This is a genomic window from Nitrincola sp., from assembly GCF_048264025.1.
GTDB lineage: Bacteria > Pseudomonadota > Gammaproteobacteria > Pseudomonadales > Balneatricaceae > Nitrincola.
This window is the reverse complement of the sequence record NZ_JBLXDN010000002.1, coordinates 237,440-261,188: the sequence shown is the minus strand read 5'-3', so window position 1 is coordinate 261,188 and position 23,749 is coordinate 237,440. Positions and strand designations below refer to the sequence as shown.

Below are 23,749 nucleotides of genomic sequence, written 5' to 3'. Positions count from 1 at the left end.
TTAAGGATGTAAGCAACTGGGTTTAAGTTTATCAGTGATCACTGATGCGCAAATTACAGACTAGATAATAGTGAATAACCCTGAACAGGTGAGTGCAATTGTAGCTTGGAAAGGGCTTGAGTGAATAGTGTTTTATCGCACTTAGAACAACGGCAATTGCGGCCGAGTCAGCTCATCAAACTGCAACCCGACAAAGGGCAGAATGCTGTCGGCAACAGGACGCAGCTGTTTATCGATATAGTGTTGATAGTCGATGGCAGAAGCCTGTATTTCAGCGGCTTCCGGGCCATTCACACTCATCACATAAGTGATGGTATCACCCTGTTGCAGCGGTGCTGGTAGACCTTGTTCACGGTACCACTGACACAGCTGACGTGCCGCTCGCACATGCGGTGGCACATTGCGCTGATAACTGTCCAGCGGGCGGCGCAAGCGCCGGTGATAAACCAGTTCGGCATCCCGCTCACCCGCCAGTAATTCAGCCACGCGAGATTGAATCAGCGCTTCACAGGGCTGATCGGCAAAAATCTGTGCGAACAGCGCCTGCTGAAAATCTCTGGCAAGGCGTGTCCAGTCACTGCGCACCTGCTCCAACCCTTTAAACACCAACAGGTCGCTGCCATCGTCGGCTTGGCGCAGTCCGGCATAGCGTTTTTTACTGCCCAGCTCTGAGTCACGCATGCGTGGCATCAGAAAGCGCAAGTAACAGGTTTCATATTGCAGCTCCAATGCCGAGCTCAGCCCATAGATCTGTTGTAACCTGTCCTGCCACCAGTGATTCAGTGCCTCGGCTAATCTTGGCCCTTGGGCATCGGCTTGTTCTGCCGACATGTCATCACCCAGCCAGACAAATACTGAATCAGTATCACCATAAATCACCTTGAAGCCAAACGCGGTTTCAATCTGAGCGGCAGTTTCAGTCAGTATCTCATGGCCACGCATAGTGATGGAGGCTGACAGGCGCTGGTCGTAAAAACGGCACACATCTGAGCCCAACACCCCATAACAGGCATTCATCTGGATTTTGATCGCTTGTGACAGCGCCGCGTTTCCCTCTTGCTTGGCTCGGTCACGCGCCTGCCAGAGATGTTCAATAATACCGGGGAGTATCGCCTGGTCCCGACTGAATACTGCACCTAAATACCCAGGTAGTGTGCTATCTGCTGTGGATTCCTGCTGGTTTAATCCCAGGGTCAGCCCTAGCGGGTCAATCTGAAAGGTGCGGATAATACTGGGATACAGGCTCTTGAAATCCAGCACCAGCACATTGCGATACAAGCCCGGCACGGACTCCATCACATGACCACCGGGCACATGATCACCTGTTTGCCCTGAAGCATATTCAGGTGCCACATAACCGGCCCGATGCAGTGCTGGCAGATATAAGTTATCAAAGGCCTGTGAAGAGCCACCGACCTTATCCAGCGCCAGTCCGGTCAGGCGGGTGCGCTCAGTCAGGTAGTCGATCAGTCCCGCCTTGGCAAAAATTTCACTGACCAGACGGCAATCTTCCAGATTATAGTGCGCCAGGGCGAACTGATCTTCAGCAAACAGACGCTGAATCTCCTGGCCGCGATCATTGACTGAGTCGATGGCTTTGCCGCGTCCCAGCAGTGCCTGGGCGACAAATTCCAGATTGTAGCGCTCAAACTGCCAGGTCGCGCCCTTCAGGGTATCAATGCCATCCAGCACCACTCGACCCGCCAGTCGGGCATAGTGGCGGTTCTGGCCATAACTGCCCACCCGCAGCGCCTGACGGTCGCGCCCCAGTTGCATGCGCACACCTAACGCCTCGGCTCGGCGTTGTAAAACACGCAGATCAAAACCTATAACATTCCAGCCAATCAGGATATCCGGATCAAACGCCTGAACTGAGGTGACAAACTGCTGTAACAGGCATTTTTCATCTGCACAGTAGGTAATGAGCGGATGGGGCTTTTCCGGCCCCAACATCAACACATGTTCGTAACCCTCCGACTGCAATGCAATCGACAGAATACGATCAGCTTTCATGGTGGTTTCGATATCCAACGACAAGACTCGGAAGGCTGGCTGAATATCGATGGGGATCAGACGGCTTTTGCTTCCTGCCTCAACCCAGGCGGCGCCGGCAAAAATGAAGCGTTCCATTAAATAACGATCGGCCGGACGGATATCTTCTTCCATCATGGCAATACCTGACCCTTTCAGGCGCTCTACCAGGGTGTGCCAGGTGGCCAGCGTGCGGCAGTAGAGTGCTGCCACCGGCTGTTCCAGCAGATTTTTTAGCTCCAGGCTTTGCCAGCGCCAGCCACTCAGGTCTTGTAACTGTTGCGCTATGGCGCTCTGATCCTGCTGACGCACAAATAATACCGCTTCCTGCCCAGCCAGACTGACGTGCTTTGCCCCCTGCGCAGATACCAGCCAATAGCTCAGCTCAATTCCTTCAGGTGTATCGCGCTGATGCCGGGTTAACGGGAACCCCTGAATGCTGTCAGACATCACCAAACGGCTGTATCACTTCCATATCCGGAAACTGGCGCATCACCTCCTCCAGAGAGGCCGATTCAAATAACAATTTCAGATTCGGGCCGGCATCCATAGTGAAGTAGATGGACATGCCGTCCTGACGCAGCTTCCAGATTTTATGCATCATCTTCAGTGAATCTGGTTGCCAGTACACCAGCGGTGGCCAGGACGCCAGCATGGTGGCGTGCATCGACAAGGCATTATGCTCGGCAGTACGGCCCAGGCGTTCAAAGTCCTGTCCCGCGATGGCTTGCTTCAGATGTTGCAGATCAGTAGCGGCCTGCAACGGCCAGCTCTGGTAAAGGTGAGCGGTTTCCACTGTACGCTGCATACCACTGCGCGAGTCCGTGGCCTTAACAGAAGCATCGACCTTGATCAGACCAACACATAACCCCGGCCAGTCGCTTTGCAAGGCGATGGCATGACTGTCCAGCCCATCCTCCCGCTGCCCCATTTGCCACTCAACAAAACCACGGAAAATCGATCGACAGGCACTGCCACTGCCAAGACGCGCTACAACTGACAGCTGCTCGTCACTGAGCTGCAGGGCGAAACTGTCATTAACCGCCAGGGCAAGAGCTGCAAAGCCTGAAGCCGATGAGGCCAGCCCAGCCGCCGTTGGAATAGAGTTACGGGTGGTGACACGGAAATGACACTGGTCTGGATTGCGAAACAGATCCAGAAAACTGCTGATGCGTTGGCAAAAAGGCGCTGAAGCCACAAGTTTTTCGCCATTAAGCCAAATTTCATCAGCCGGATGATCAATCGGCACCAGGCGGGTATGACTACCCAGGTGGCCCAGCGACACGGACAAAGACGCATTAACCGGTAAATTCAGTTGTTGATCTCGCTTTCCCCAGTATTTGCACAAGGCGATGTTACTGGGTGCAAAATGTTCGTCTGACGCTGATGGTATTGTGCCAGGCGTTAACCAGCCAGCCAGTGTGGCATGTTTATCCATGTAGTCCTCAGGTATTGTCGGTAAAATAGTAGCGGTTCTTGCCCTGCTTCTTGGCACGATACATAGCCACATCAGCTTCAGTAATATAGTCTTCCGGACTTTTTAACGACTGCCCGTCGATAAAGCACGCGCCAATACTCACCGAGACTTTGAGTGTATTACCCTTCCACTCAATGGGCTCGTGGGCCGTTATCAGCAAACGCTGCAGCACCTGCTCAGTAGTCTGTTGATCCAACTGTCCCTGGAGCAGCAGTAAAAATTCATCGCCCCCTAAACGCGCCAACGTATCGTCTTCGCGCAAACAGACCTTCATTTTCTCAGACAGGGCTTCCAATAGAAAGTCACCCGCCGCATGTCCGTGGGTATCATTAATGGTTTTAAACCCATCCAGATCCATAAAAGCGAGCGCCAATGGGCTTTGAGTGCGGCGTACAGACACCAGCGCCTGCTGAAAACGGTCCATGAACAGGGTCCGGTTAGGCAGATTGGTCAGGGCATCATGGTAAGCCAGATAGTTAACTTTGTCTTGAGCGGCTTTTTTCTGAGTAATATCAGAGAATAAGGCTACGTACTGTACAACCTGGCCCAATGCATCATGTACGGCACTGATATTCATGGTTTCCACCACCAAACTACCATCTTTGCGGCGATTCCATATTTCACCATCCCAACTGCCCTTAGCTGCCAGCGTGGCGAACATCTGATCAAAGAAATTGGCGTCATGATGCCCGGAGTTAAGAATCGCAGGAGTCTTTCCGATCACGTCTTCAGCACGGTAGCCGGTAATGTCGCTAAAGGCGGTATTTACCTGGAGAATCTGTTGCTCGGCATCGGTGATCATAATCGCTTCACGTGCATGCCGGAATACGGCCATGGCCAGACGCTCTGAAGCATCTCGCTCATGCCGTAATATCGCATAACGGATCGCCTTACGTATCCACCGCCCTTCAGCACCCTTGCTTAAATAATCTTCTGCGCCAGCTTCAATAGCGGCTTCAGTGGCAGTCTGATCATCCAGGCCGGTCAGTACCACTACCGGCACATCAGGGAAGAGCTGGTAGCAACGTCTAACCGTAGCCACACCGGTTGAATCCGGCAGGTTCAGATCAAGCAAAATCGCATTCGGTACCAACTTTTGCTGCTTAACCTGCATCTCGGCATCTTTGAGGGATTCTGCCAACACGATTTGATAGGCCTGCACATCCTGTTCCTGGAGTTGCAGTCTGATAAGCTGTGCATCACCGGGTTCATCTTCTATCACCAGTACCACTGGGGCGTGGTGTTCAGCGTGTAGTTCTGTTTGTTTCATCCAAACTCTTACCTGCTCAGGAAAATATCAACCGGGCTTGTGCGGGTGGCGCACAAGTGTAATCCAGTAATCCTCCAGCGTCTTGACCTGATGTATAAAATCATCAATATCCACTGGCTTGACGACATAACCCGACGCACCCAAATCATACGATCTGAGTATGTCACTCTCGGAATCCGATGTAGTGAGGACCACTACCGGGATATGGCGAAACGCGGTCTCCTGCTTTATTTTTTCCAGAAATGTCAGGCCATTCATTCGCGGCATATTCAGGTCCAGCAAAATCAGATCCGGAGAGGTTTCTTCGGCATAACCTGACTCACGGCGCAAAAACCTGAACGCTTCGACACCATCATTGACATGTCGCAGATCAACGAGCAGATTATTCTCCTCAAAGGCCAGACGTATGAGGTGCGCATCGGCTAGCTCATCTTCAACCAGTAGCACTCGAAACAACGAGGGTTTAGCATTCATGAGGTTGGATCCGGTATTGAAAACTCAATTATCAAGCCAGTATCCATGCCATCACGGGCATTTACCCAGCCACCTTTTTTTTCGACCATTTTACGTAGCACGGTCAATCCCATGCCTGTGCCTGTATTGGAAACCGTGTTCGCCTCACTCACCAGGCGTGAAAACATTTCAAATATCTGCTCCCGGTATTCCAACTCAACCCCGCAGCCATTGTCGACAAATTGGATCAGGGTGTAACCAGACTGCTTCAGCGATTTTATCTCAATCGTTAAGAGTCTATCGTCACAGGCATAATTCAGGCTGTTATCCAGTAATATCCTGAAAATTTGCTGCAAATAGCTTTTCGGGAAATACACTGAGGACTCCGCCAGGTTCAGATGAACACTCACATTTTTCAGACGTTCACTGAATTCAGGCTCATGCATCTGTTGCGCAATAACCTCTGATAACTGTATCGGCTGTGATCTTGCCTCAGTTTGATCCAGTGCCAAATAGCGCTGGATATCACGTACCAAATAACTTAAACGCAACGCCTGCTGATGGATAAAGTCAACCGATACACGGGCATCTTCATCCGCCTCTACCAAACCTTTTTTGTACAAACGCTGGGCAAAACTGACCAAACGGCGTGCCGGCTCCTGAAAGTGGTGTGCCATTATTTCATTCAGGCGACGTAACTCCCGATTAGTTTTTTCTTGCTGATGCAGCAGGGCGGTGCGCTCTTTCTGGGTACGAAACAGACTGATGGACAGCAAAACCAGCACAACAATCGCCAACATCTGCAACAATACAGCGACAAACAGCAGTCGCTGACGATTGACTTTCTCTTGTTGCAAGGCTTGCACCTGCAGATCAACCATTTCCTCCAGACGTTCCTGGTAATGCCAGACCGCCTGATCAGCATGACGTCCAGGTGTGATGTCATGGATTACCGATAACAAGCGCATCTTCCCGTCAAACTGGTAAGGATGACTACGAACCTCCACAGTACGCACATCACCATCAGCCAGTACATGGCGAAACACAAAGTAGTTGCGTCCCTCCCTGGCGGCCAGCTGCATCTCTTCAGCTACCTGCACTGGTGTCAGGGTATTCAGTGATTGAATCGATAGCGTCAGCAGTGTTTCATGGTTGTAACCATAAAAAGCTTCAGCTGCAGGGTTAGCATCTTCTAGCTTGCCAGTTTCCGGGTCGATCAACAGCATGACCGAATCATGACGCTGAAAAAACTCATACAGACCGCTATCAGGATGATCGGTGGCTGAGCAGCTCAAGGCAAGCAACAACGCAACGCAACTCAACAACAGCTGATTTACTCTACCCATCTTGCGCCCTGTTGTGAGTCGGTTCTGGCTTGCAATATTTGATAGCATTAGCCAGCAGATTCTGGAACAGACGTGTCAATTCGTCAGCATTGGCTAACATCGACGGCCAGGGAGCCACCGGTGTATCGAGCTGCGCACCACTTGCCAGAATCTCTGATTTCAGGAAACAACAGGCTTCTTCAAAACAATGCTGAAGAAAACGTCGCTCCAGCATCTGCAGATAACTCTTGATCATGCGCAACGGTTGGCGCAGGTCGTGAGAGGTCACATAGGCAAACTGCTCCAGCTCAGAATTGGAAGCCTGTAAGGCTTCGTGTTGCGCACGTAAAGACAGCTCAGTCTGTTTAAGTTGCGTAACATCGTTGTGTGTACCCAGCATGCGTAGAGGCGTACCATCAGTATCGCGAATCACCACCCCTCGACAGCGAATCCATACCGTAGAACCATTTTTGTGGCGATAGCGCAGAATCTGATCAAACGCCTCGTCTGGATTTGCCAGATGTTTGGTTATGGCCTTACGAGTAACAGCCAGATCATCTTTATCTACCAGTATTTGCCAGGCATCAGAGCGGTGAGGCATGTCGGCAGGATCATACCCCAGTGTTTGCCAGAAACGCTCACTCATCCATTCTTGTTCGGACTGTTGCATATCCCAATACCAGAGCCCATCAAGTGAAGTTTGCTGAATAAAATCAAACAGTTCATCACTTTGACGAATTTTCTCGTAGAGCTCTGTCTTGAGGTAGTGTGTTTTAAAATTATTATCACTAGGCATCACATGTAATCCGTGGATCCAATACGTTTAAATTAAACATATTTCAAAACAAGATGCGAGCAGAACTGAATGATGTCGTGACTTGGAACAACGCACCAGTCATCTTCCGACTCATAGCTGTGGATCCAAACAAAAACAGAACGAGGGTAGCTAGTTAGCCCTTCTCAACCAGCAGGGCACCTTGCGTAGCCGGCATGATAGAAATTTGACTGAAGCCCTGCAGGTCTTGCGGTGGGGTTTTGCCTAGAGTCAGCACGCAGTCGCCCAAGCCAGAACCGGAGATTTTTGTTCCCAGCACGGCTGGGTCCTGACGTAAATCGGCGACCATTTTCGCCAGTGTGGCATCATTGACACCCAACGCATCCATTAGCCCTTGATACACCTGCATCAACCGCCCCAGCGTTACCAGGTCAGCGCTTTTCAATGCATTAATAGCGGCCTGACTGGTTGCACCCATCATCCGGTACAGTTGCTGCAATAACTGCGGTTGCTGCTGCCAACGCTTTTCCACATAGCGCAGCACCTCAGGGGTTTTCATCTTGTAACCGCAGTAGAAGAGTGACAGGGTGAGTCCATCCGGGCAGGGCAGTGTTTCGATTTTCAAAGGTGAAAGTGAAAAACACACCATCCCACCGCTGAGACTAGCCGCCAGGTCGGCGCCGGAGCCTCGCCCCTCCTGTACCGCATGAATAATAGCCAGGCCGCGGCGAAATTGTTCCAGCCGAGTCGACTCAACGCCAGCAAAATGTTCCAGCGCTACGACCATAGCCGCCGTCACAGCAGCCGAAGAACCCAGCCCGATAGTGGAAGAGAAGCCTGATTCGATAATCAAATCAAAGCCTGACGGCAACTGTGTACGATAGGCTGACACAGCCGCGAGTACAAAACTGAGCGCAGGCTGAGGTGTTAACTGATCAAGCTCAGACTGATACTGACACAGGCTGCTGTGTATATGCACCTGACGATCTGGACGCGGCCGTAAGGTCACCTCTATACGCGCATCCACAGCGCAGACCAGTGCCACTTCACCCTGTAATACGGCATGCTCACCCATCAGCATAGTACTGCCAGGCGCAGAGACTTTAAAGGCGGAAACTGACGGCACCCTGCGGCTCCTCTTCCAATGCACCCCAATACATCGGCTCTGGCAAGTTTAGCGCTGAGGGATCGATCTCTGGCAACCAGGCTAACACCAACCCGGCCGCCTCCCCACGAATACTGCCAGCCCCGGAAATTTTTGCCGCACCGCCCAGCCTTTCAATCTGTTGGATCAACGCTTGTACTGCCCGAGGAACTACGCCCAGAAGACATAACAATCGGTGGTTTTCGCGTACCAGAGCAGAACGCTGAGTAACTGTCGCTGCTTGCCATTGATGAGCTATAGCTGCAAACGCCTGCCAGATTTCCGAGTGACTAAACTGCTGCCTCACCCTGTCAACACACTCACCTGTGCTCGACAGCGGTGAGCCGGTGTAAATCCAGTACCAATCATCTCCCAATACCTGGGAGGCTAAAGGCGTCAGATTTTTACCCTGTACTTCAACACACCCCCCAAAGCTGACCGTTGCTGCATCAATATAGCTGCCTTTACCGTGTTGTAAACGCTCACAAAAATGCACCTGATGCATCAGGGCTTCGGCAGACAATACCTTAGGGGAAAACAAGCGAATGAGGCTGGCGATAAAAGCGGCTGAAGAACCCATGCCTGCGCCGATCGGCAAATCGGAACGCCAGGTCAGATCGCCACCGGGTAACTCTGTGCCCTGTAAGGCTTGAGCGACGCTATACACCAACAAATCAGCCGGGGTGGGCAAGATTGCATTAATGGCCAGGTGGCCCTGTTGCCAGGACGCATAGCGCAAAGCCAATAGTTCAGAGCGTTGCTGGAGTTGTACCTGGGTATAGCTGATTAGTTGACCGCTGAAAGGATCTTTCCAGCGCAACACACCGCTATCGTCTTCAAGCAGCAACGCACGGATGTGGCGTTTAACCGCCATCGCAGTGGCTGGCACGCCATGCACCACGGCATGCTCTCCTGTGAGAATAATCTTACCGGGTGCTGAGGCGGCACGCATTAGCAGGGAATATATTCACGCTTATGCTGCGTGATAGCAGCAAGCCGGAACTGCCCTTTGGTGGAGTGAGGCATTTCCACACTTTCACCCTGCTGTGGATCAGCATAATGATACAGCGACAGGTATTCGTCATAATCAACTTCCTGGCGCTGCGCCAGCATCACCTGATGCCGAGCAGTATGTAGATAGGCTTGATAACCGGGCTGGATCTGACCGGCAAAAAACTCGGCCACACAACCAGAACCATAACTGAAAAAGGCAATATTTTTGCCACTCAGATCGTCCTGAAGATTATCCAGCAAGGAACATAAACCGATATAGATAGAGGCGGTATAGCTGTTACCTATGGCCTGATTGTAACGGAGGGTATCGGCTATCTGCAGTTCAATCTCTTCTGGTGTTAATGCACAGTGGTTCAGCCTGGCCAGATGTTGATGGGCTTTCTGAGCCATGCGACTGAAGGGTAAGTGATAGCAAAAATAACTGAAGTCATTGAACTGCAGTGGACTGACCGCAGTAAAATTCTCCCAGGTTTTTTTCAATGCCCGCAGATAGATTTTGGTGGAATACTTGCCGTCGACCAAAGCGGTACTGCGGTAGTTGGGACGCCAGAAGTCCATCACATCATCGGTATAGTTGCCCACGTCTGCTGACACACTGAGGATACGCGGGTTCTGCGTAATCAACATAGCAACCGCTCCGCAGCCTTGCGTAGCTTCACCGGGTGTATTCAGATCGTAACGGGCAATATCTGAGGCAATAACCAGCACCTTGCTTTCTGGTCGTCGTGCAACCAAGGCACAGGCCATCTGCAAAGCGGCCGTAGCACTGTAACAAGCCTGTTTCAGCTCAACCACACGGCAGTTTGCCTGCATACCGAGTAAACGGTGCACATAAACGCCTGCCGATTTTGACTGATCTATAGCAGTTTCAGTAGCAAACAGCAGGGTGTCCACCGCGTCTGCTCCAACCCGCTCAATAATGGGCAGGGCGGCATTGGCAGCCATGGTGACAATATCCTCATCTGGCGCGGCCATGCCCATCTTTTCCTGACCGATACCGGCATAGTACTTCTCAGGATCAGTCTGCTGTTTCTCAGCCAACGTCCTTAAATCCAGAAAATAGCTGGACGTATAAAAACTGATTTCGTCTATACCTACTGACATAGTCGGCTTCGTTCCTTAACGCTCTTCGACAATAAGCGCTTTGTTCCTGAACAGTGCAGCAGTACTTGGGATACCGAGCAGAAACATCGCTGTAACAAATTCACGGCGCAATTTTTGAATAGCTGCGACGACGGCATCAGCCGATTCCATCGCTGGCTGTAACAGGGGCGCTGCCACCCCGCAAAGCGAGGCGCCGAGTATAACAGATTTCGCCATATCAATCCCATCTCTGATACCACCGCTGGCAATCAATGTTGCACTATCCAGAAAGGGCTCGGCCTGGCGCAGCGCCAGTGGTGTCGGCAATCCCCAGTCCTGAAACTTGAGACCAATATCGGCGTCCTGATCCAGGCGGCGATGATGCTCGATACGACTCCAGGAAGTTCCCCCGGAACCTGCCAGATCAAAAAAGCGAATCTTTTGCTCCAGTCCCGCCTGAATATCAGCCGGTGACAGGCCCGCCCCCACCTCTTTCAGAATAATGGGGACCTGCAGACACGACTGTAATTGACCAATCGACTCAGTCAGTCCGGTAAAATTAGTATCACCCTCTGGCTGAACCGCTTCCTGCAAAGGATTCAGATGCAGGAACAAGGCATCCGCTTGCAATACATCAATCGCTTGCTGTATCTGCGTGCGAGTCATACCGTAATTCAACTGTACGGCTCCAATATTCGCAATCAGTACTGTCGTGGGAGCATAGCGACGCAATGCAAAACTCTCACGCGCTTCGGGTGAACTGAACATCACCCGCTGCGAACCAACACCCATTGCCACCTGGCAACGTTCAGCCGCCTCTGCCAAATTTTGGTTAATACAGCGAACCAATTCATGATCACCTCCGGTCATAGAGGAGATCAGCAACGGAAAACTCAGGTTTTTGCCCAAAAAACGACAACTGGGATCGATCTGATTCAGAGACAGCTCAGGTAAGGCACGGTGCGTCAACCTTATACGGTCAAACCAGTTACCCTGGCGATCTGTCAGTGAATCCCGTTCTATCGCCCGGATATGTTCGATTTTACGGGTGTTAGTCTGGTCACTCATGGACGTTCCAACCGGATATGTGCTTCCATCAATTCACCCGGGTTGGTCTGCGCACTCAGCAAGGATAGTTCACCACAGAGTACAGTCGCGGCGCAAATAGCGGCTAAACGGCGTGCATTCTCACCCGGTACTCGATCTTCACGACAACCCAGTTTACGCAGATTCTCCTCAACAAAGTCTATGCCTTTGCCGTTACCGACACTGCCAACGATCAAATTCGGCAAAGTACAGGAAAAATACAATGCATCATCTCTGACCTCGGCATGCACCACACCCTGAGACCCTTCGATAATATTGGCAGCATCTTGCCCGGTGGCCAGATAAAAGCCTAGCAGCATGTTGGCATAGTGCGCATTGGCACTGCGCAACCCACCGGCTATCAAAGTTCCTATCAGATTTTTGCGCACATTCAACTCCACCACCTTTTCCGGGGTAGTATTGAGTTTACGCTCACACAAGTCTCTTGAGATGAGTATTTCGCTGACCACATATTTGCCCCGACCCAGAATACCATTCACGGCCGTGGCTTTTTTATCAGAACAATAATTAGCAGAAATCGATGAGTAACGTAGCTGCGGATAGTGATGCAGAATCCAGGGAATCAGTTTGTCAGCCGCATTAGTGACCATATTGTGACCTGAAGCATCACCGGTAGTGAATTCAAGCCGCAGGTAGATGAGATTACCGACTATCTGGCTGTGCATATCGATCAACTGGGCAAAACGACTGGTGGTGGCAACCACTTGATTCATTTCCGGCTTGCGCTGCAATATGGATTGCAACGCCTGATGCGCGACCATGGCATTATCAGCTTCCAGCAGTATTGAGCGAGTCATACGCTCATCTATCACTGTAGTGAGGATGCCGTCTGTCAGCACAGAGACGCGCGCGCCACGACCCACCGAATGCCACAACGGGGTTTCATAGGTTGCCAGCGGCACACTGATTTTTTCATCCAGAGTCTGGCCGGTGATTTTCAAAGGACCTACCCAACGCATAGGGATGGGGGCCTGTAGAATTTTATGAGACTTCATAGATTCCCGAACCAAAGAAACGCGGAATTTTAGCCACCTGCTTCAGGTTATGCAATCTCTGCCTCTCTGATCAGGTCACTGAAACGTTCACTTAAGCGCTGATAGCGCTGCTGCTGCTTGTTGCTTAGCGCGCCGTACTGCAGCTCTATGGCTATTTCGGCACAGCGCTTCAATACTGTCAACTGACTCATGTCCCGGCGTAGGGTTTCAATCCCTGTTTGTAGCAGATTCAGACCAACACCGGGATTGCCCGGATTGGTACACCAAGCCGATTCGAAGGCCTCAAAGGCCTCAGCCAGTGCTTTTTGACGAAACGACAGCATGCCTTTGAGGTTACTTCTACCCCACTCCACCGTCGACATCGAACGTGATACTTCTTGCTTTAACTCAGCCGCCTGAGTGGCAAAGCGGGTAGACTCCAGGCCATCGGCAAGCAGATCGGCCACACTCAACTGCGCTGCCAAGGGTATCTTGCGAAATTGTGCTAATGCATCGCCCGCGGCAAAATCAGCATTCTGGTGCTCACCATTCTGCCGATATATATCCGCGGCGATCAGGCGCGCCCTGAAGCGTATCTGTGGATCATCCATGCAGTCGTGCACCACTGACTCCAGCACTCGAATAGCTTCGGCAATAAACTCAGCTGTCCGATCCGGTTTGTCAGTAATCTGCTGCTGTATCACCCGTACCAGACCAAAATAGTATTCCGGGTTTTGCATCGCCGTATGACGGGCATGCTGCACCGCCTGACGAAAACCCTCAGCAGCCACATTGAGTTCTTCAGCGAAGCCTGCCCGATTTCCCAACTCACCCTGCAGCACAGACACTGAAGGCTGCAACATCACCGACTTACGCAACAAGGTCACACACTGGCTACGCTCACCTCTGAGCCAATGGATGCGTGCCATAACCAGGAAGGCCTCCTGACACACCTGCTGAGCATCAATTACCTGAGTCATTTCAAGCCGAGCACGCTGGTAATCAGCCATATCATAAGCTGTTAAGCCCAGCGCAACCCGAACCCAAGGTTTATCATGGGCCTGACGGATGCGTTCAAACACTGACAAGGCCTTTGTATATTGCTGCTGCTCCAGATAGATTAACCCTTTGATGCGAAAAATCAGCACACCCAAAGCCGGAAATTGCTTCTGCAACTTTTCACACTCTTCTAGAGCCAGATCCCATTTACGCTGATCACGAAAAGCCTCTACACGCGCGATACAGCGTTTGATACGCAACTGTTTTTCCAGTTGTGCTCTTAATTTAAGCTGATCATAGGGTTTGGCCAGATAGCCATCGGCAGAAAGTTCAGGGGATCCCATCAGCAGGCTGAGTTTTTGCGGATCGACCACGAGTAGAAAGCAGGTAGAATAGCTGGGGCGCCCGGCGGCCTTGAGTTCTTGAAGGACCTGCAAGCCGTTTTTCTCATCACGGCCGAGGTCATACACCAGCATACACAGATCAACCTGTATTTCTGTCAGCAGACTGGTCGCCATGTTGACCGAAGAGGCCACTTCAATGTTGCGAAAGCCCATAGTAGTCAAAATCTGTCTTAGCTGCTCCAGCTCTTCCAGATTTTTTTCCACAATAAGTACTGTCTGATCAGAGAAAAGTGCTGCCATGGCCCAGATTTCTTAATAACTATCTGAAAAGTAGCATGAAAATTGGCCTGATTGCCACTACCTGGCCATTTCTGCGAAGTAGTTGGGTAAAAACACGCTTCCGGTGAGAGTTTTCAGACAGGATTGCAGCAGACTAACGCGAGAAGTTGCCAACCGGGCAGCAACTAGATGCTGTCCGGTTGGCGTCTGATGCTGATAGCAGATCAGAATTTTCTGCCTTTGCTGGCAGCAATTCGCATACGCAAAGCATTCAGCTTGATAAAGCCTTCTGCATCTTTCTGATCATAAGAACCGGCATCATCTTCAAAAGTAGCGATACTTTCATCAAATAAACTGTCAGGTGAACGACGTCCGACAACGCTGACACTGCCTTTGTACAGTTTCACTCGTACATCACCGTTTACATGACGCTGGGAGTAATCGATCATCTGCTGCAGCATTTTACGCTCTTCTGACCACCAGAAGCCGTTATAAATAACCTTGGCATAGCGCGGCATCAGCTCATCTTTCAGATGCGCAGCTTCACGATCCAACGTCAGGGATTCAATGGCACGGTGCGCTTTAAGCATGATGGTACCGCCCGGTGTTTCATAACAGCCGCGCGACTTCATACCGACAAAACGGTTTTCAACAATATCCAGACGACCGATACCGTTGGCGCCACCTATTTTATTCAGCGTCTCCAGCACGGTTGCCGGGCTCATGCGCTCACCATCGATAGCGACAATATCGCCTTGCTCATAGGTAAGCTCAAGGTAAGTTGCCTGATCGGGCGCCGCTTCAGGATTGACGCTCCAGCGCCACATATCCTCTTCAGCTTCAGCCCAAGGATCTTCGAGAATGCCACCTTCATAGGAGATGTGCAGCAAGTTAGCATCCATGGAATAAGGTGATTTCTTTTTCTTGTTGCTGAAATCAACCGGAATATTGCGCTCTTCGCAATATTTCATCAGCGTTTCACGGGAGGTCAGATCCCATTCACGCCAAGGTGCAATCACTTTGACACCCGGCTTGAGAGCATAAGCACCCAGCTCGAAACGCACCTGATCGTTGCCCTTGCCAGTCGCACCATGGGAGATCGCATCTGCCCCGGTTTCGTTGGCAATTTCAATCAGCCGCTTGGCAATCAATGGACGCGCTATAGACGTGCCCAGCAGGTATTCGCCTTCATAAATAGTATTGGCTCGGAACATCGGGAAGACGAAATCACGTACAAACTCTTCGCGCAGATCTTCGATATAAATCTCTTTAACACCCAGCGCCTGGGCTTTGGTACGCGCTGGTTCAACCTCTTCGCCCTGACCCAGGTCAGCGGTAAACGTAACTACTTCGCACTGATAAGTATCTTGCAACCAGCGCACTATCACAGAGGTATCCAGACCACCGGAGTAAGCCAGAACAACCTTCTTGACGTCGGACATATTGATGCTCCCGATTTAACCAACTCCGGCTGTCTTGACCGGAGCCTGGCGACTAATAGATAAAACCCGATAATAACAGATTGCCGCAGGGCTTGCCTGCCAATCAGGACAGATGCGCTTTAAACGCTCAGTCTTTTTCGAGGCGAATGGTCACACGGCGGTTACGGGTACGGTTTTCAGGGGTGTCGTTGGCGACTACCGGATAACGGTCCCCGTGAAAGCGGGTAATAATAGCATCTTCACTGACACCGCGGGAGACAAGATAGCGCGTAACTTCTTCTGCCCGACGTTTGGACAGATCACGCAATAACAGCCGTCGACCATCATTGTCAGTATGCCCGTCAACAAAGATCTGCTGCACTGTATCATCGGTCAGCACATACTGAGCTATCAGATCCAGGCGCTCCCGAGTCGCATCCGATAATTGATGTTCTGCCGTAGGAAAGAGTACCGCGGTTCGGGCTATCTGACGATAATTAACCGGCAGCAACCCAGTCAAACAGCCCAGGTAGTCCTGATAAGCTGAATGAAAATTTACCGACATAATACCAACAGACACAGACTGAGACGCACCGTACCAGCGGTTGGTACTGAAGGTTGGCATCAGACCTTCATGCAGTGCAGCCATCATCTGCGTAGCCTGACTGCCCCGCACATGAATCTGCCCCTGACTGACTTCCATTTCGCCAATGGGCCTGGGAGTGTGACCTGGTGACCAAGGAGCCGCTTCAGCAACCAAGCGCGCCCTGCCAGAGAGTTGCTGAGTCTGTGCCGGCAGTAATACAAACTCCAGGCCTTCTCCAGCCTCCTGTTCAAACACGGCCTCGCCAAAAGACGGGATAGACTGCGATAGGCGACATGCAAAAGGAGAGGCTTCAATATCCCAGTGCACCGCATCAACAGGTGCCATAAACGTCACAGCCTGAAGGGCTTGATAAGGCAAACACGACAACAGAAAGAATAGCGCTCGGCCAGGCATACAACTCTCAACCTTATAAAAGACAGTAACGGAAACTCTCTGTATTATCGGCAGCATGTGCCAAGGCTTTACCTTGCATTTCACTCCACCCCTGCGACTGTTAGAATAATACACTATTAACATCACATAGATTAAGGATATTGCTTGACCCACTCAACTGACAAGACCCTTATGGCCGATCGCTTCAGAGGCTACCTCCCCGTCGTCGTCGATGTTGAAACGGCTGGATTTAATTGCCGCACTGATGCACTACTTGAAATTGCCGCTGTCACGCTGAGCATGGACGAGAACGGCTATCTGATGCCAGAGCGCACTTACAGCGCCAATGTCGTTCCGTTTGAGGGCGCTAATCTGGAGCAATCCGCGCTGGCATTCACAGGCATTGATCCATGGAATCCGGATCGTCAGGCGATCAGTGAGGCCCAAGCCCTGGAAAATATTTTCAAACCCATCCGTAAAGCCATTAAGGCACAGGGGTGTAAACGTGCCATTCTGGTGGGACATAACGCCACGTTTGATCATAACTTTGTTAGCTGCGCGACGGAACGTCAGGGTATCAAACGCAACCCTTTCCATCCTTTTTCAACCTTCGATACCGCCACACTGGCAGGGTTGGCCTGTGGTCAAACTGTATTAGCCAAAGCCTGTGAAGTGGCCGGTATAGATTTTGACAATCGCAGCGCCCATTCGGCTGTGTATGACACCGAAAAAACTGCCGAGCTGTTCTGTATGATTGTGAATCGCTGGAAAGATATGGGTGGGTGGGATCTAGTATTGCAAACCCGTTGATTCGGGGTTGCAAGGCAGCAACCGGACTGAAGTCCGGCTGCCGTTAAGAGAATCAAGCCTGTGGCTGTTCTTCTTCAGCGCCCGCTGCCGCAGCCGCTGCTTTAACCAGGGTTTCCAGCTCACCGGTAGCGCCCATTTCACAAATAATGTCACAGCCTCCTACCAACTCACCATTGATCCACAACTGTGGAAAGGTCGGCCAGTTAGCGTAGTTTGGCAGTTCAGCACGAATATCCGGATGCTCCAGAATATTCACAAATGCAAAACGCTCCCCACAGGCCATCAGCGCTTCAGTGGCACGGGATGAAAAGCCGCATTGCGGAAAACGCGGTGTACCTTTCATATAAAGCAGAATTGCATTGGATTCAATCTGCTCTTTAATCACATCGACAACACTCATTGAAGCACCTATTTCTGTATAACTGATCTTCGGTAACAGGCTGGCAAACAAAACCTTAGCCACACCTGCGTATTCAGGCATTATATCCGACAAAAAAAGTCAGGTAAAATTCACACCTCTGACTACAAATATACGGGCTCTACCTGATTTTTCAATCTGTTTTATGCAGATAATACCCACCCACCCTCAAAGTAAATTGCTAAAACCCGAGGATAGGCCTAGAATAGCTCTTTTTTTGGCAGCTCTGGCTGCCTTTTTGCGTTGTAGGGAGAGAAGCTGAATGGCCATACAACCACTGATGAATACCTATAATCGTCTGTCCGTTGCCTTTGACTATGGTCAGGGTGCATGGATCTATGACACAGATGGACACAAGTACCTGGATGCACTTAGCGGCATTGCCGTTACCGGGCTTGGGCATGCGCACCCTGCTGTCACCGAGGCTATCTGCAAACAGGCCGGCAAGCTGATTCACTGCTCTAATCTCTACACCATACCGCTGCAACAGCAGCTGGCTGAAAAACTCACGCAGGTATCCGGTATGGATAATGTGTTTTTCGGCAACTCGGGTGCAGAAGCTAATGAAGCGGCGATCAAGATTGCCCGTCGTTACGGTCACAGTCGCCAGATCGATAAACCCGCTATCATTGTGATGGAAAACTCCTTCCATGGACGTACACTGGCGACACTGAGTGCTACCGGCAATCGCGCCACCCAGGCAGGCTTTGAGCCTCTGGTCAGTGGTTTTATCCGCGCCCCTTTCAATAATCTGGAGGCGGTCAAGCAGATTCTGCGCAGCAATAATGATGTTGTCGCTATCATGGTAGAACCCATCCAGGGAGAAGGCGGCATTCAGGTACCGGACAATAGTTATCTGGAAAACCTGAGAGCCATCTGTGATGAACACGAACTGCTGCTGATCCTGGATGAAGTGCAAACAGGTAACGGCCGTACTGGCCGTTACTTTGCCTACCAGCACACCAGCATCATGCCCGACGTTGTCACCACGGCCAAAGGCCTGGGTAATGGCTTCCCTATTGGCGCCTGTCTGGCTCGTGGTAAAGCCGCTGAAGTTTTCGGCCCAGGCACGCACGGTACCACCTATGGCGGCAACCCGCTGGCCTGTGCGGCAGCACTGGCGGTTATCAATACCATTGAACAGGACAATCTGTGCCAGCACGCTGCATCACTGGGGCAGTATATTCTCGACAGCTTCCATATTCAGTTGGCTGACAAACCCTATATCAAGGAAATTCGCGGTAAAGGGTTGATGATCGGTATAGAACTGAAGGATGCTGGCACAGAGCTGGCGGTACTGGCCAAAGTCAAAGGTGTGTTACTGAACATTACCGGCGGCGGACGCGTGGTTCGATTGCTGCCACCGCTGATCATGAATCAGACTGAAGCTGATTTACTGGTCAATACGGTTTCCAGTCTGATTCGCATCTACGCTGGCGACGACACCACCGACTAAACTATCCAATAAAAACTGACTCAGGGATTGGCAGCCTGACTGCCGTGAATGACATTATGAGCACCAGACATTTTCTGACACTGCTGGATCTAACACCGACTGAACTGAAACAGCTGATCAATCGCGCTATAGAACTGAAGCAATTGCGTAATAACGGCACGCTCTACCAGCCGCTGAAAAACCGTGTTATGGCGATGATTTTTGAGAAAGCCTCAACCCGTACTCGTGTCTCCTTCGAAGCGGGTATGGCACAGTTCGGTGGGCATGCGATGTTTCTGTCATCACGGGACACCCAGCTCGGACGTGGGGAGCCGGTGGCAGACAGTGCCAAAGTGATCTCCTCCATGGTGGACATTGTCATGATCCGTACCTTCAGTCATGACCTGATCACAGAGTTTGCCGCTAATTCTTCCGTGCCGGTCATCAATGCGCTGACTGATGACTTCCACCCCTGCCAGTTGCTCGCCGATATGCAGACGTTTCAGGAACTGCGCGGTGATATACAGGGAAAAACTGTCGCCTGGATAGGAGATGGCAATAATATGTGTCATTCCTATATCAATGCCGCACGTCAGTTTGACTTCAAGTTGAATATCGCCTGCCCAGAAGGTTTTGAGCCAAACGCTGAACTGGTTAGCCGGAATAGTGACCGAGTGACCGTAATGGAGGCACCTGAAGCCGCGGTCGAAGATACACACCTGGTGGTCACTGATGTTTGGGCGTCCATGGGTCAAGAAGATGAACAGCGCCAGCGCATGCGAGAATTCCGCGGCTATCAGGTGAATCCGGAACTAATGGATTTGGCTGCTCAAGATGCACTATTCATGCACTGCCTGCCAGCACATCGTGGTGAGGAAGTCAGCGAATCAATGATGGATGATCCGCGCTGTGTTGCCTTCCACGAAGCGGAAAACCGCCTGCATGCACAAAAAGCACTGATCGAGTTTTTGTTACGCGATTTAATCAGTTGATATCAAGCACTCGGAACCCTCTCGGTTTTCGGGTGCTAATGTCGTTCATCGGGACCATTGCACAAAAACTCTTCCAGACGATCAGCCGACAAGGGTCGGGAAAAGTAATACCCCTGCCCATAGTCGCACTGCGCGGCTTTGAGTAATATTTTTTGCTGCTGAGTTTCAATCCCTTCGGCCACCACCTGAATACCAAGTTTATGCGCCATGACAATCATGGCTTCACACAGAGCCAGATCATTCGAATCCGGTTGAAGGTTCCGAACAAAAGAACGATCTATTTTTAAAAAATCGATGTCCATTCGCTTAAGATAAGCAAGCGACGAATAGCCTGTACCGAAGTCATCAAGGGCAACCTCCATACCGGCATCACGAATCAACAGCAGGCAGTTTTCGATATCAGCTGAATTCTCCATCAGCATACCTTCAGTGATTTCCAATGAAATGGTTTTGGAACTCAGGCAACGCTCACGCAGATAATCAATCCAACTGGAAATCCGATGCGTATCGTCACGGTATTGTACCGGAGATGTATTAATACTGATTTGAAAAGGACGCTGCAGCAGCGTTTGCCAGGCTTCAGACTTACTCACAGCTTCACGAAATACCCAATCACCTATTTCGGAAATGAGGCCGGTTTCTTCAGCGACAGGAATAAACTCAGCCGGACTCACCAATCCCAGTTGCGGATGCTGCCAGCGAATCAAGGCCTCAACCTTCGATAAGCTATCATCAACCAAACTTATAATCGGCTGATATTCCAGAAAGAGTTGATTAGCCGACAACGCATTACGCAAATCCTTAGACAGCTGCATGCGCCGTTGCGCAGTCAGTTGCATGGTTTCAGTGAAGAACTGGTATCGCCCCCGACCTGTCACTTTGGCACTGAACATGGCCTGATCAGCATTTTTTAACAACACCCAAGGATCCTTGCCATCTTCCGGACAGAAGGTAACTCCAAAGCTGACCGAGGTAAAAATATCTTCACCTCCCAGTTCAAAAGGCTGTTCAAACGCTCTGCGCACTTTCATGACCAGTTGCTCAACACTGACCTGATCAGTCAGACCAGTCAACAACAGGGCAAACTGATCGCCACTGAAACGGGCCACCATATCGGTCGTACGCACCTGGGTTGCCAGACGCTCAGCTACCAGAATAAGCAGATCATCTCCCAGCTTGTGACCGAGGGTGTCATTAATCTCTTTGAACCCATCCAGGTCCATAAAAATCAATGCCAACCCCTGACCGGTACGACTCACACGATTGATTTCCTGCTCCAACCGCAAGGTCAATAACTGCCGGTTTGGCAGATCAGTCAAAGAATCATAATTGGCTTGGCGCCAGATCAGTTCTTCACTCTGCTTCTGCCGGGTGATATCAGAAAAAATCGCAATGCGGCGGAATACTTTCCCCTGGCTGGTATACGCGCTATGAATCGACAACCATTTGGGATATACCTCGCCATTTTTTCGTCGATCCAGGATTTCTCCTTCCCAATTTCCCTGAGTATTAAGGCTCTGCCACATAGACTCATAGAAAGCAGCATCATGATAACCTGAGCTCAGCAGAGAGGGACGACCACCGATTACTTCTTCGGCCTCATAGCCGGTGACTTGGGTAAAAGCAGGGTTAACGCTGAGTATCACCCCTCTGGGATCGGTAATCATGATGGCTTCGCGTGCGTATTCTCTAACCAGCTCCGCCAACTGCAGGGTTTCGGTGATTTCACGAGCCTCAGCTCGATAAAAAATATAACCGCGAATACGCAGCAACTGGCCCTGTGCATCCCATTCGGGCATGCTGAAATCCTGTACTCTGCAATAACAACCAGAACGACACATGAGCCGATAGTTCTGCTCAAAGCAACTGGTTTTGTGCGCCAGATAACGCGCCACCTCAGCCTCGACCCGCGGCAGATCATCAGGATGAATCAGGTCGGCATAAAGCTGTTGTTTTTGAATCAGCTCAGTCGCTTCATAGCCCAATACGGCTTGCACATTATCGGAGACATACTCCACTGGCCAGCCCGGCTGTGAAGACCAGACAAACAGTGCAACCGGCCCACCCGAAAACAGCTCAAAGATTTTGTCCTGGTACTCTTGCGCAACGACTGAAGTATCCACATTTCACCGATTGGTTATTATATTTCCATACAAAAAATACAAGAAAATACTGACACAGGTCAACTTAAATAACAGATATATAAGTTAAGCATTTCATAACAATATATTTTTTAAACTAGAGTTAACTAATTTAGCAACTAATATATTACATTACTGACAGAACCATGCTCGCATCCAACGTTTAAATTGATCCTCCGCTAGAGCTTGCGGCATTCAGCCGCTATACTCAGTGGCAAGTATTTACTGATAAGCAAGCACAGGCTTGATCGCAACATCCACTGCATGGCGGATTTGCGTAACCGTTAATTCCCCTGCATGGAGTTGGGCATGGTTGAAATTCGTCATCTGAAAACCCTGACAGCGCTACGCGATGCTGGCAGTCTGGTGGAAGCAGCCGAACGAGTACATCTGACACAATCCGCCCTGTCGCATCAGATCAAAGACCTGGAAGAACGACTCAACTGCTCTTTGTTTATACGGAAAACCAAACCTATCTCCTTTACCGCCGCAGGCAAGCGCCTATTGGTACTCGCCGATGAACTCCTGCCGATGATCCGTAATGCCGAGCGTGACATTGCCCGACTGGCCGGTGGAGAAGTGGGCCGGCTGAATATCTGCATTGAGTGCCATAGCTGTTTCGACTGGTTGATGCCAACCATCGACCACTTTCGTCAGAACTGGCCAGAAGTGGAAATGGACCTGAGCACCGGTTTCAGTTTCCAGCCCTTGCCTGCGCTCAGTCGCGGCGATCTCGATCTGGTCATCACCTCAGATCCGGAACCCCGCAATGGTATTACCTATCTGCCCTTATTCAGCTACGAATCTGTATTGGTCATCAGCAAGCAACACCCGCTGATCCGCAAAAAGCAGATCCAACCCAGTGATCTCTGTAGTGAAACACTGATCACCTATCCGATAGATCATGCGCGCCTGGATATTTTCAGCCGCTTTCTCGACCCGGCCGGTAAAGAGCCAGCGCAAACCCGTACGGCCGAGCTGACCGTAATGATTATGCAACTGGTTGCCAGTGGCCGCGGTGTGTCGGCCTTACCCAACTGGGCGATTCATGAATACCTGGAAAATGACTATATTGCGGCCCGCCCACTAGGTGAAAAAGGTTTGTGGTGTACCCTCTATGCCGCCATTCGCAGCGAACAGGCCGACGCCGAGTTTATGCTGGATTTCCTGGATACCGCTCGCGATATCACCTTTCGTAACCTGAGCGGAATTAAAACCGCCTGACGCTTGTTTCTCTGTGTCAAAACCTTAAACTCTTGGGTTTACGTTTTGACCACA

20 protein-coding genes are annotated in these 23,749 nt (G+C 50.8%); 4 read left to right on the top strand and 16 right to left on the bottom strand.

Annotated elements, in window-relative coordinates; genetic code table 11:
* Window positions 1–141: 141 nt before the first annotated feature.
* From ACN0R1_RS03340 to ACN0R1_RS03275, 14 genes are all read right to left on the bottom strand, one after another.
* Entirely contained in the window at window positions 142–2,481 is a 2,340-nt protein-coding gene (locus ACN0R1_RS03340; RefSeq protein ID WP_417579910.1) for a DNA polymerase II, read from the bottom strand.
* Window positions 2,474–3,469, bottom strand: coding sequence for a diphosphomevalonate decarboxylase (gene mvaD / locus ACN0R1_RS03335; protein WP_417579908.1), 996 nt, complete (start codon window positions 3,467–3,469; stop codon window positions 2,474–2,476). Before mvaD ends, ACN0R1_RS03340 begins: the two co-directional genes overlap by 8 nt.
* Before the next feature lie 7 nt (window positions 3,470–3,476).
* Window positions 3,477–4,778 carry a diguanylate cyclase domain-containing protein gene (locus ACN0R1_RS03330; protein WP_417579906.1) on the bottom strand — a complete coding sequence of 434 codons (1,302 nt, stop codon included), beginning with the start codon at window positions 4,776–4,778 and terminating at the stop codon, window positions 3,477–3,479.
* Window positions 4,779–4,805: 27 nt separating this feature from the next.
* Window positions 4,806–5,252 carry a response regulator gene (locus tag ACN0R1_RS03325; protein ID WP_417579904.1) on the bottom strand — a complete coding sequence of 149 codons (447 nt, stop codon included), beginning with the start codon at window positions 5,250–5,252 and terminating at the stop codon, window positions 4,806–4,808.
* Complete coding sequence (locus ACN0R1_RS03320) at window positions 5,249–6,577, bottom strand: sensor histidine kinase (protein ID WP_417579902.1); 1,329 nt, start codon at window positions 6,575–6,577, stop codon at window positions 5,249–5,251. Before ACN0R1_RS03320 ends, ACN0R1_RS03325 begins: the two co-directional genes overlap by 4 nt.
* Window positions 6,570–7,352, bottom strand: coding sequence for a sensor histidine kinase (locus ACN0R1_RS03315; protein ID WP_417579900.1), 783 nt, complete (start codon window positions 7,350–7,352; stop codon window positions 6,570–6,572). The genes ACN0R1_RS03320 and ACN0R1_RS03315 overlap by 8 nt, the downstream gene beginning before the upstream one ends.
* A 154-nt stretch (window positions 7,353–7,506) precedes the next feature.
* Window positions 7,507–8,457 (bottom strand): mevalonate kinase, encoded by a 951-nt coding sequence (locus ACN0R1_RS03310; RefSeq protein WP_417579898.1) that lies wholly within the window; start codon window positions 8,455–8,457, stop codon window positions 7,507–7,509.
* On the bottom strand, window positions 8,435–9,427 hold the full coding sequence (locus tag ACN0R1_RS03305) for a mevalonate kinase (protein ID WP_417579896.1): 993 nt from the start codon (window positions 9,425–9,427) through the stop codon (window positions 8,435–8,437). Before ACN0R1_RS03305 ends, ACN0R1_RS03310 begins: the two co-directional genes overlap by 23 nt.
* Window positions 9,427–10,593, bottom strand: coding sequence for a hydroxymethylglutaryl-CoA synthase (locus ACN0R1_RS03300; protein WP_417579894.1), 1,167 nt, complete (start codon window positions 10,591–10,593; stop codon window positions 9,427–9,429). Before ACN0R1_RS03300 ends, ACN0R1_RS03305 begins: the two co-directional genes overlap by 1 nt.
* Window positions 10,594–10,608: 15 nt before the next feature.
* The gene (gene fni / locus ACN0R1_RS03295; protein WP_417579892.1) at window positions 10,609–11,640 is read right to left on the bottom strand and encodes a type 2 isopentenyl-diphosphate Delta-isomerase; all 1,032 of its coding nucleotides are present in this window, start codon (window positions 11,638–11,640) and stop codon (window positions 10,609–10,611) included.
* Window positions 11,637–12,674, bottom strand: coding sequence for a hydroxymethylglutaryl-CoA reductase (locus tag ACN0R1_RS03290; protein WP_417579890.1), 1,038 nt, complete (start codon window positions 12,672–12,674; stop codon window positions 11,637–11,639). Before ACN0R1_RS03290 ends, fni begins: the two co-directional genes overlap by 4 nt.
* Window positions 12,675–12,721: 47 nt before the next feature.
* Window positions 12,722–14,296 (bottom strand): tetratricopeptide repeat protein, encoded by a 1,575-nt coding sequence (locus tag ACN0R1_RS03285; protein ID WP_417579888.1) that lies wholly within the window; start codon window positions 14,294–14,296, stop codon window positions 12,722–12,724.
* 203 nt (window positions 14,297–14,499) lie between these two features.
* Window positions 14,500–15,717, bottom strand: coding sequence for an argininosuccinate synthase (locus tag ACN0R1_RS03280; RefSeq protein WP_417579886.1), 1,218 nt, complete (start codon window positions 15,715–15,717; stop codon window positions 14,500–14,502).
* 127 nt (window positions 15,718–15,844) lie between these two features.
* Entirely contained in the window at window positions 15,845–16,696 is an 852-nt protein-coding gene (locus tag ACN0R1_RS03275; protein ID WP_417579884.1) for a flagellar protein MotY, read from the bottom strand.
* 171 nt (window positions 16,697–16,867) lie between these two features.
* Here ACN0R1_RS03275 and rnt point away from each other — a divergent pair, with 171 nt between their 5' ends.
* Window positions 16,868–17,485: a ribonuclease T gene (gene rnt, locus ACN0R1_RS03270; protein ID WP_417579968.1), complete on the top strand. Its 618-nt coding sequence runs from the start codon at window positions 16,868–16,870 to the stop codon at window positions 17,483–17,485.
* Window positions 17,486–17,537: 52 nt separating this feature from the next.
* On the opposite strand, the gene grxD is transcribed toward rnt, so the two are convergent.
* Window positions 17,538–17,885, bottom strand: coding sequence for a Grx4 family monothiol glutaredoxin (grxD, locus tag ACN0R1_RS03265; protein ID WP_417579966.1), 348 nt, complete (start codon window positions 17,883–17,885; stop codon window positions 17,538–17,540).
* 280 nt (window positions 17,886–18,165) lie between these two features.
* Between grxD and ACN0R1_RS03260 the strand changes: the two genes are divergently transcribed.
* The gene (locus tag ACN0R1_RS03260; RefSeq protein ID WP_417579882.1) at window positions 18,166–19,359 is read left to right on the top strand and encodes an aspartate aminotransferase family protein; all 1,194 of its coding nucleotides are present in this window, start codon (window positions 18,166–18,168) and stop codon (window positions 19,357–19,359) included.
* A gap of 56 nt (window positions 19,360–19,415) precedes the next feature.
* A complete protein-coding gene (gene argF / locus ACN0R1_RS03255; protein ID WP_417579880.1) occupies window positions 19,416–20,330 on the top strand; it encodes an ornithine carbamoyltransferase in 915 nt (304 codons plus the stop codon).
* Between the two features lie 35 nt (window positions 20,331–20,365).
* On the opposite strand, the gene ACN0R1_RS03250 is transcribed toward argF, so the two are convergent.
* Window positions 20,366–22,453 (bottom strand): putative bifunctional diguanylate cyclase/phosphodiesterase, encoded by a 2,088-nt coding sequence (locus ACN0R1_RS03250; RefSeq protein WP_417579878.1) that lies wholly within the window; start codon window positions 22,451–22,453, stop codon window positions 20,366–20,368.
* Between the two features lie 327 nt (window positions 22,454–22,780).
* Between ACN0R1_RS03250 and ACN0R1_RS03245 the strand changes: the two genes are divergently transcribed.
* Entirely contained in the window at window positions 22,781–23,695 is a 915-nt protein-coding gene (locus ACN0R1_RS03245) for a LysR family transcriptional regulator (RefSeq protein ID WP_417579876.1), read from the top strand.
* Window positions 23,696–23,749: the final 54 nt, after the last annotated feature.

Coding starts and splice junctions, on each gene's coding strand:
- ACN0R1_RS03260 (WP_417579882.1), top strand. CDS start 18,166: ATGGCCATACAACCACTGATGAATACCTATAATCGTCTGTCCGTTGCC.
- ACN0R1_RS03305 (WP_417579896.1), bottom strand. CDS start 9,427: ATGCGTGCCGCCTCAGCACCCGGTAAGATTATTCTCACAGGAGAGCAT.
- ACN0R1_RS03280 (WP_417579886.1), bottom strand. CDS start 15,717: ATGTCCGACGTCAAGAAGGTTGTTCTGGCTTACTCCGGTGGTCTGGAT.
- argF (WP_417579880.1), top strand. CDS start 19,416: ATGAGCACCAGACATTTTCTGACACTGCTGGATCTAACACCGACTGAA.
- ACN0R1_RS03320 (WP_417579902.1), bottom strand. CDS start 6,577: ATGGGTAGAGTAAATCAGCTGTTGTTGAGTTGCGTTGCGTTGTTGCTT.
- ACN0R1_RS03275 (WP_417579884.1), bottom strand. CDS start 16,696: ATGCCTGGCCGAGCGCTATTCTTTCTGTTGTCGTGTTTGCCTTATCAA.
- ACN0R1_RS03340 (WP_417579910.1), bottom strand. CDS start 2,481: ATGTCTGACAGCATTCAGGGGTTCCCGTTAACCCGGCATCAGCGCGAT.
- rnt (WP_417579968.1), top strand. CDS start 16,868: ATGGCCGATCGCTTCAGAGGCTACCTCCCCGTCGTCGTCGATGTTGAA.
- ACN0R1_RS03315 (WP_417579900.1), bottom strand. CDS start 7,352: ATGCCTAGTGATAATAATTTTAAAACACACTACCTCAAGACAGAGCTC.
- ACN0R1_RS03325 (WP_417579904.1), bottom strand. CDS start 5,252: ATGAATGCTAAACCCTCGTTGTTTCGAGTGCTACTGGTTGAAGATGAG.
- fni (WP_417579892.1), bottom strand. CDS start 11,640: ATGAGTGACCAGACTAACACCCGTAAAATCGAACATATCCGGGCGATA.
- grxD (WP_417579966.1), bottom strand. CDS start 17,885: ATGAGTGTTGTCGATGTGATTAAAGAGCAGATTGAATCCAATGCAATT.
- ACN0R1_RS03330 (WP_417579906.1), bottom strand. CDS start 4,778: ATGAAACAAACAGAACTACACGCTGAACACCACGCCCCAGTGGTACTG.
- mvaD (WP_417579908.1), bottom strand. CDS start 3,469: ATGGATAAACATGCCACACTGGCTGGCTGGTTAACGCCTGGCACAATA.
- ACN0R1_RS03245 (WP_417579876.1), top strand. CDS start 22,781: ATGGTTGAAATTCGTCATCTGAAAACCCTGACAGCGCTACGCGATGCT.
- ACN0R1_RS03290 (WP_417579890.1), bottom strand. CDS start 12,674: ATGAAGTCTCATAAAATTCTACAGGCCCCCATCCCTATGCGTTGGGTA.
- ACN0R1_RS03285 (WP_417579888.1), bottom strand. CDS start 14,296: ATGGCAGCACTTTTCTCTGATCAGACAGTACTTATTGTGGAAAAAAAT.
- ACN0R1_RS03300 (WP_417579894.1), bottom strand. CDS start 10,593: ATGTCAGTAGGTATAGACGAAATCAGTTTTTATACGTCCAGCTATTTT.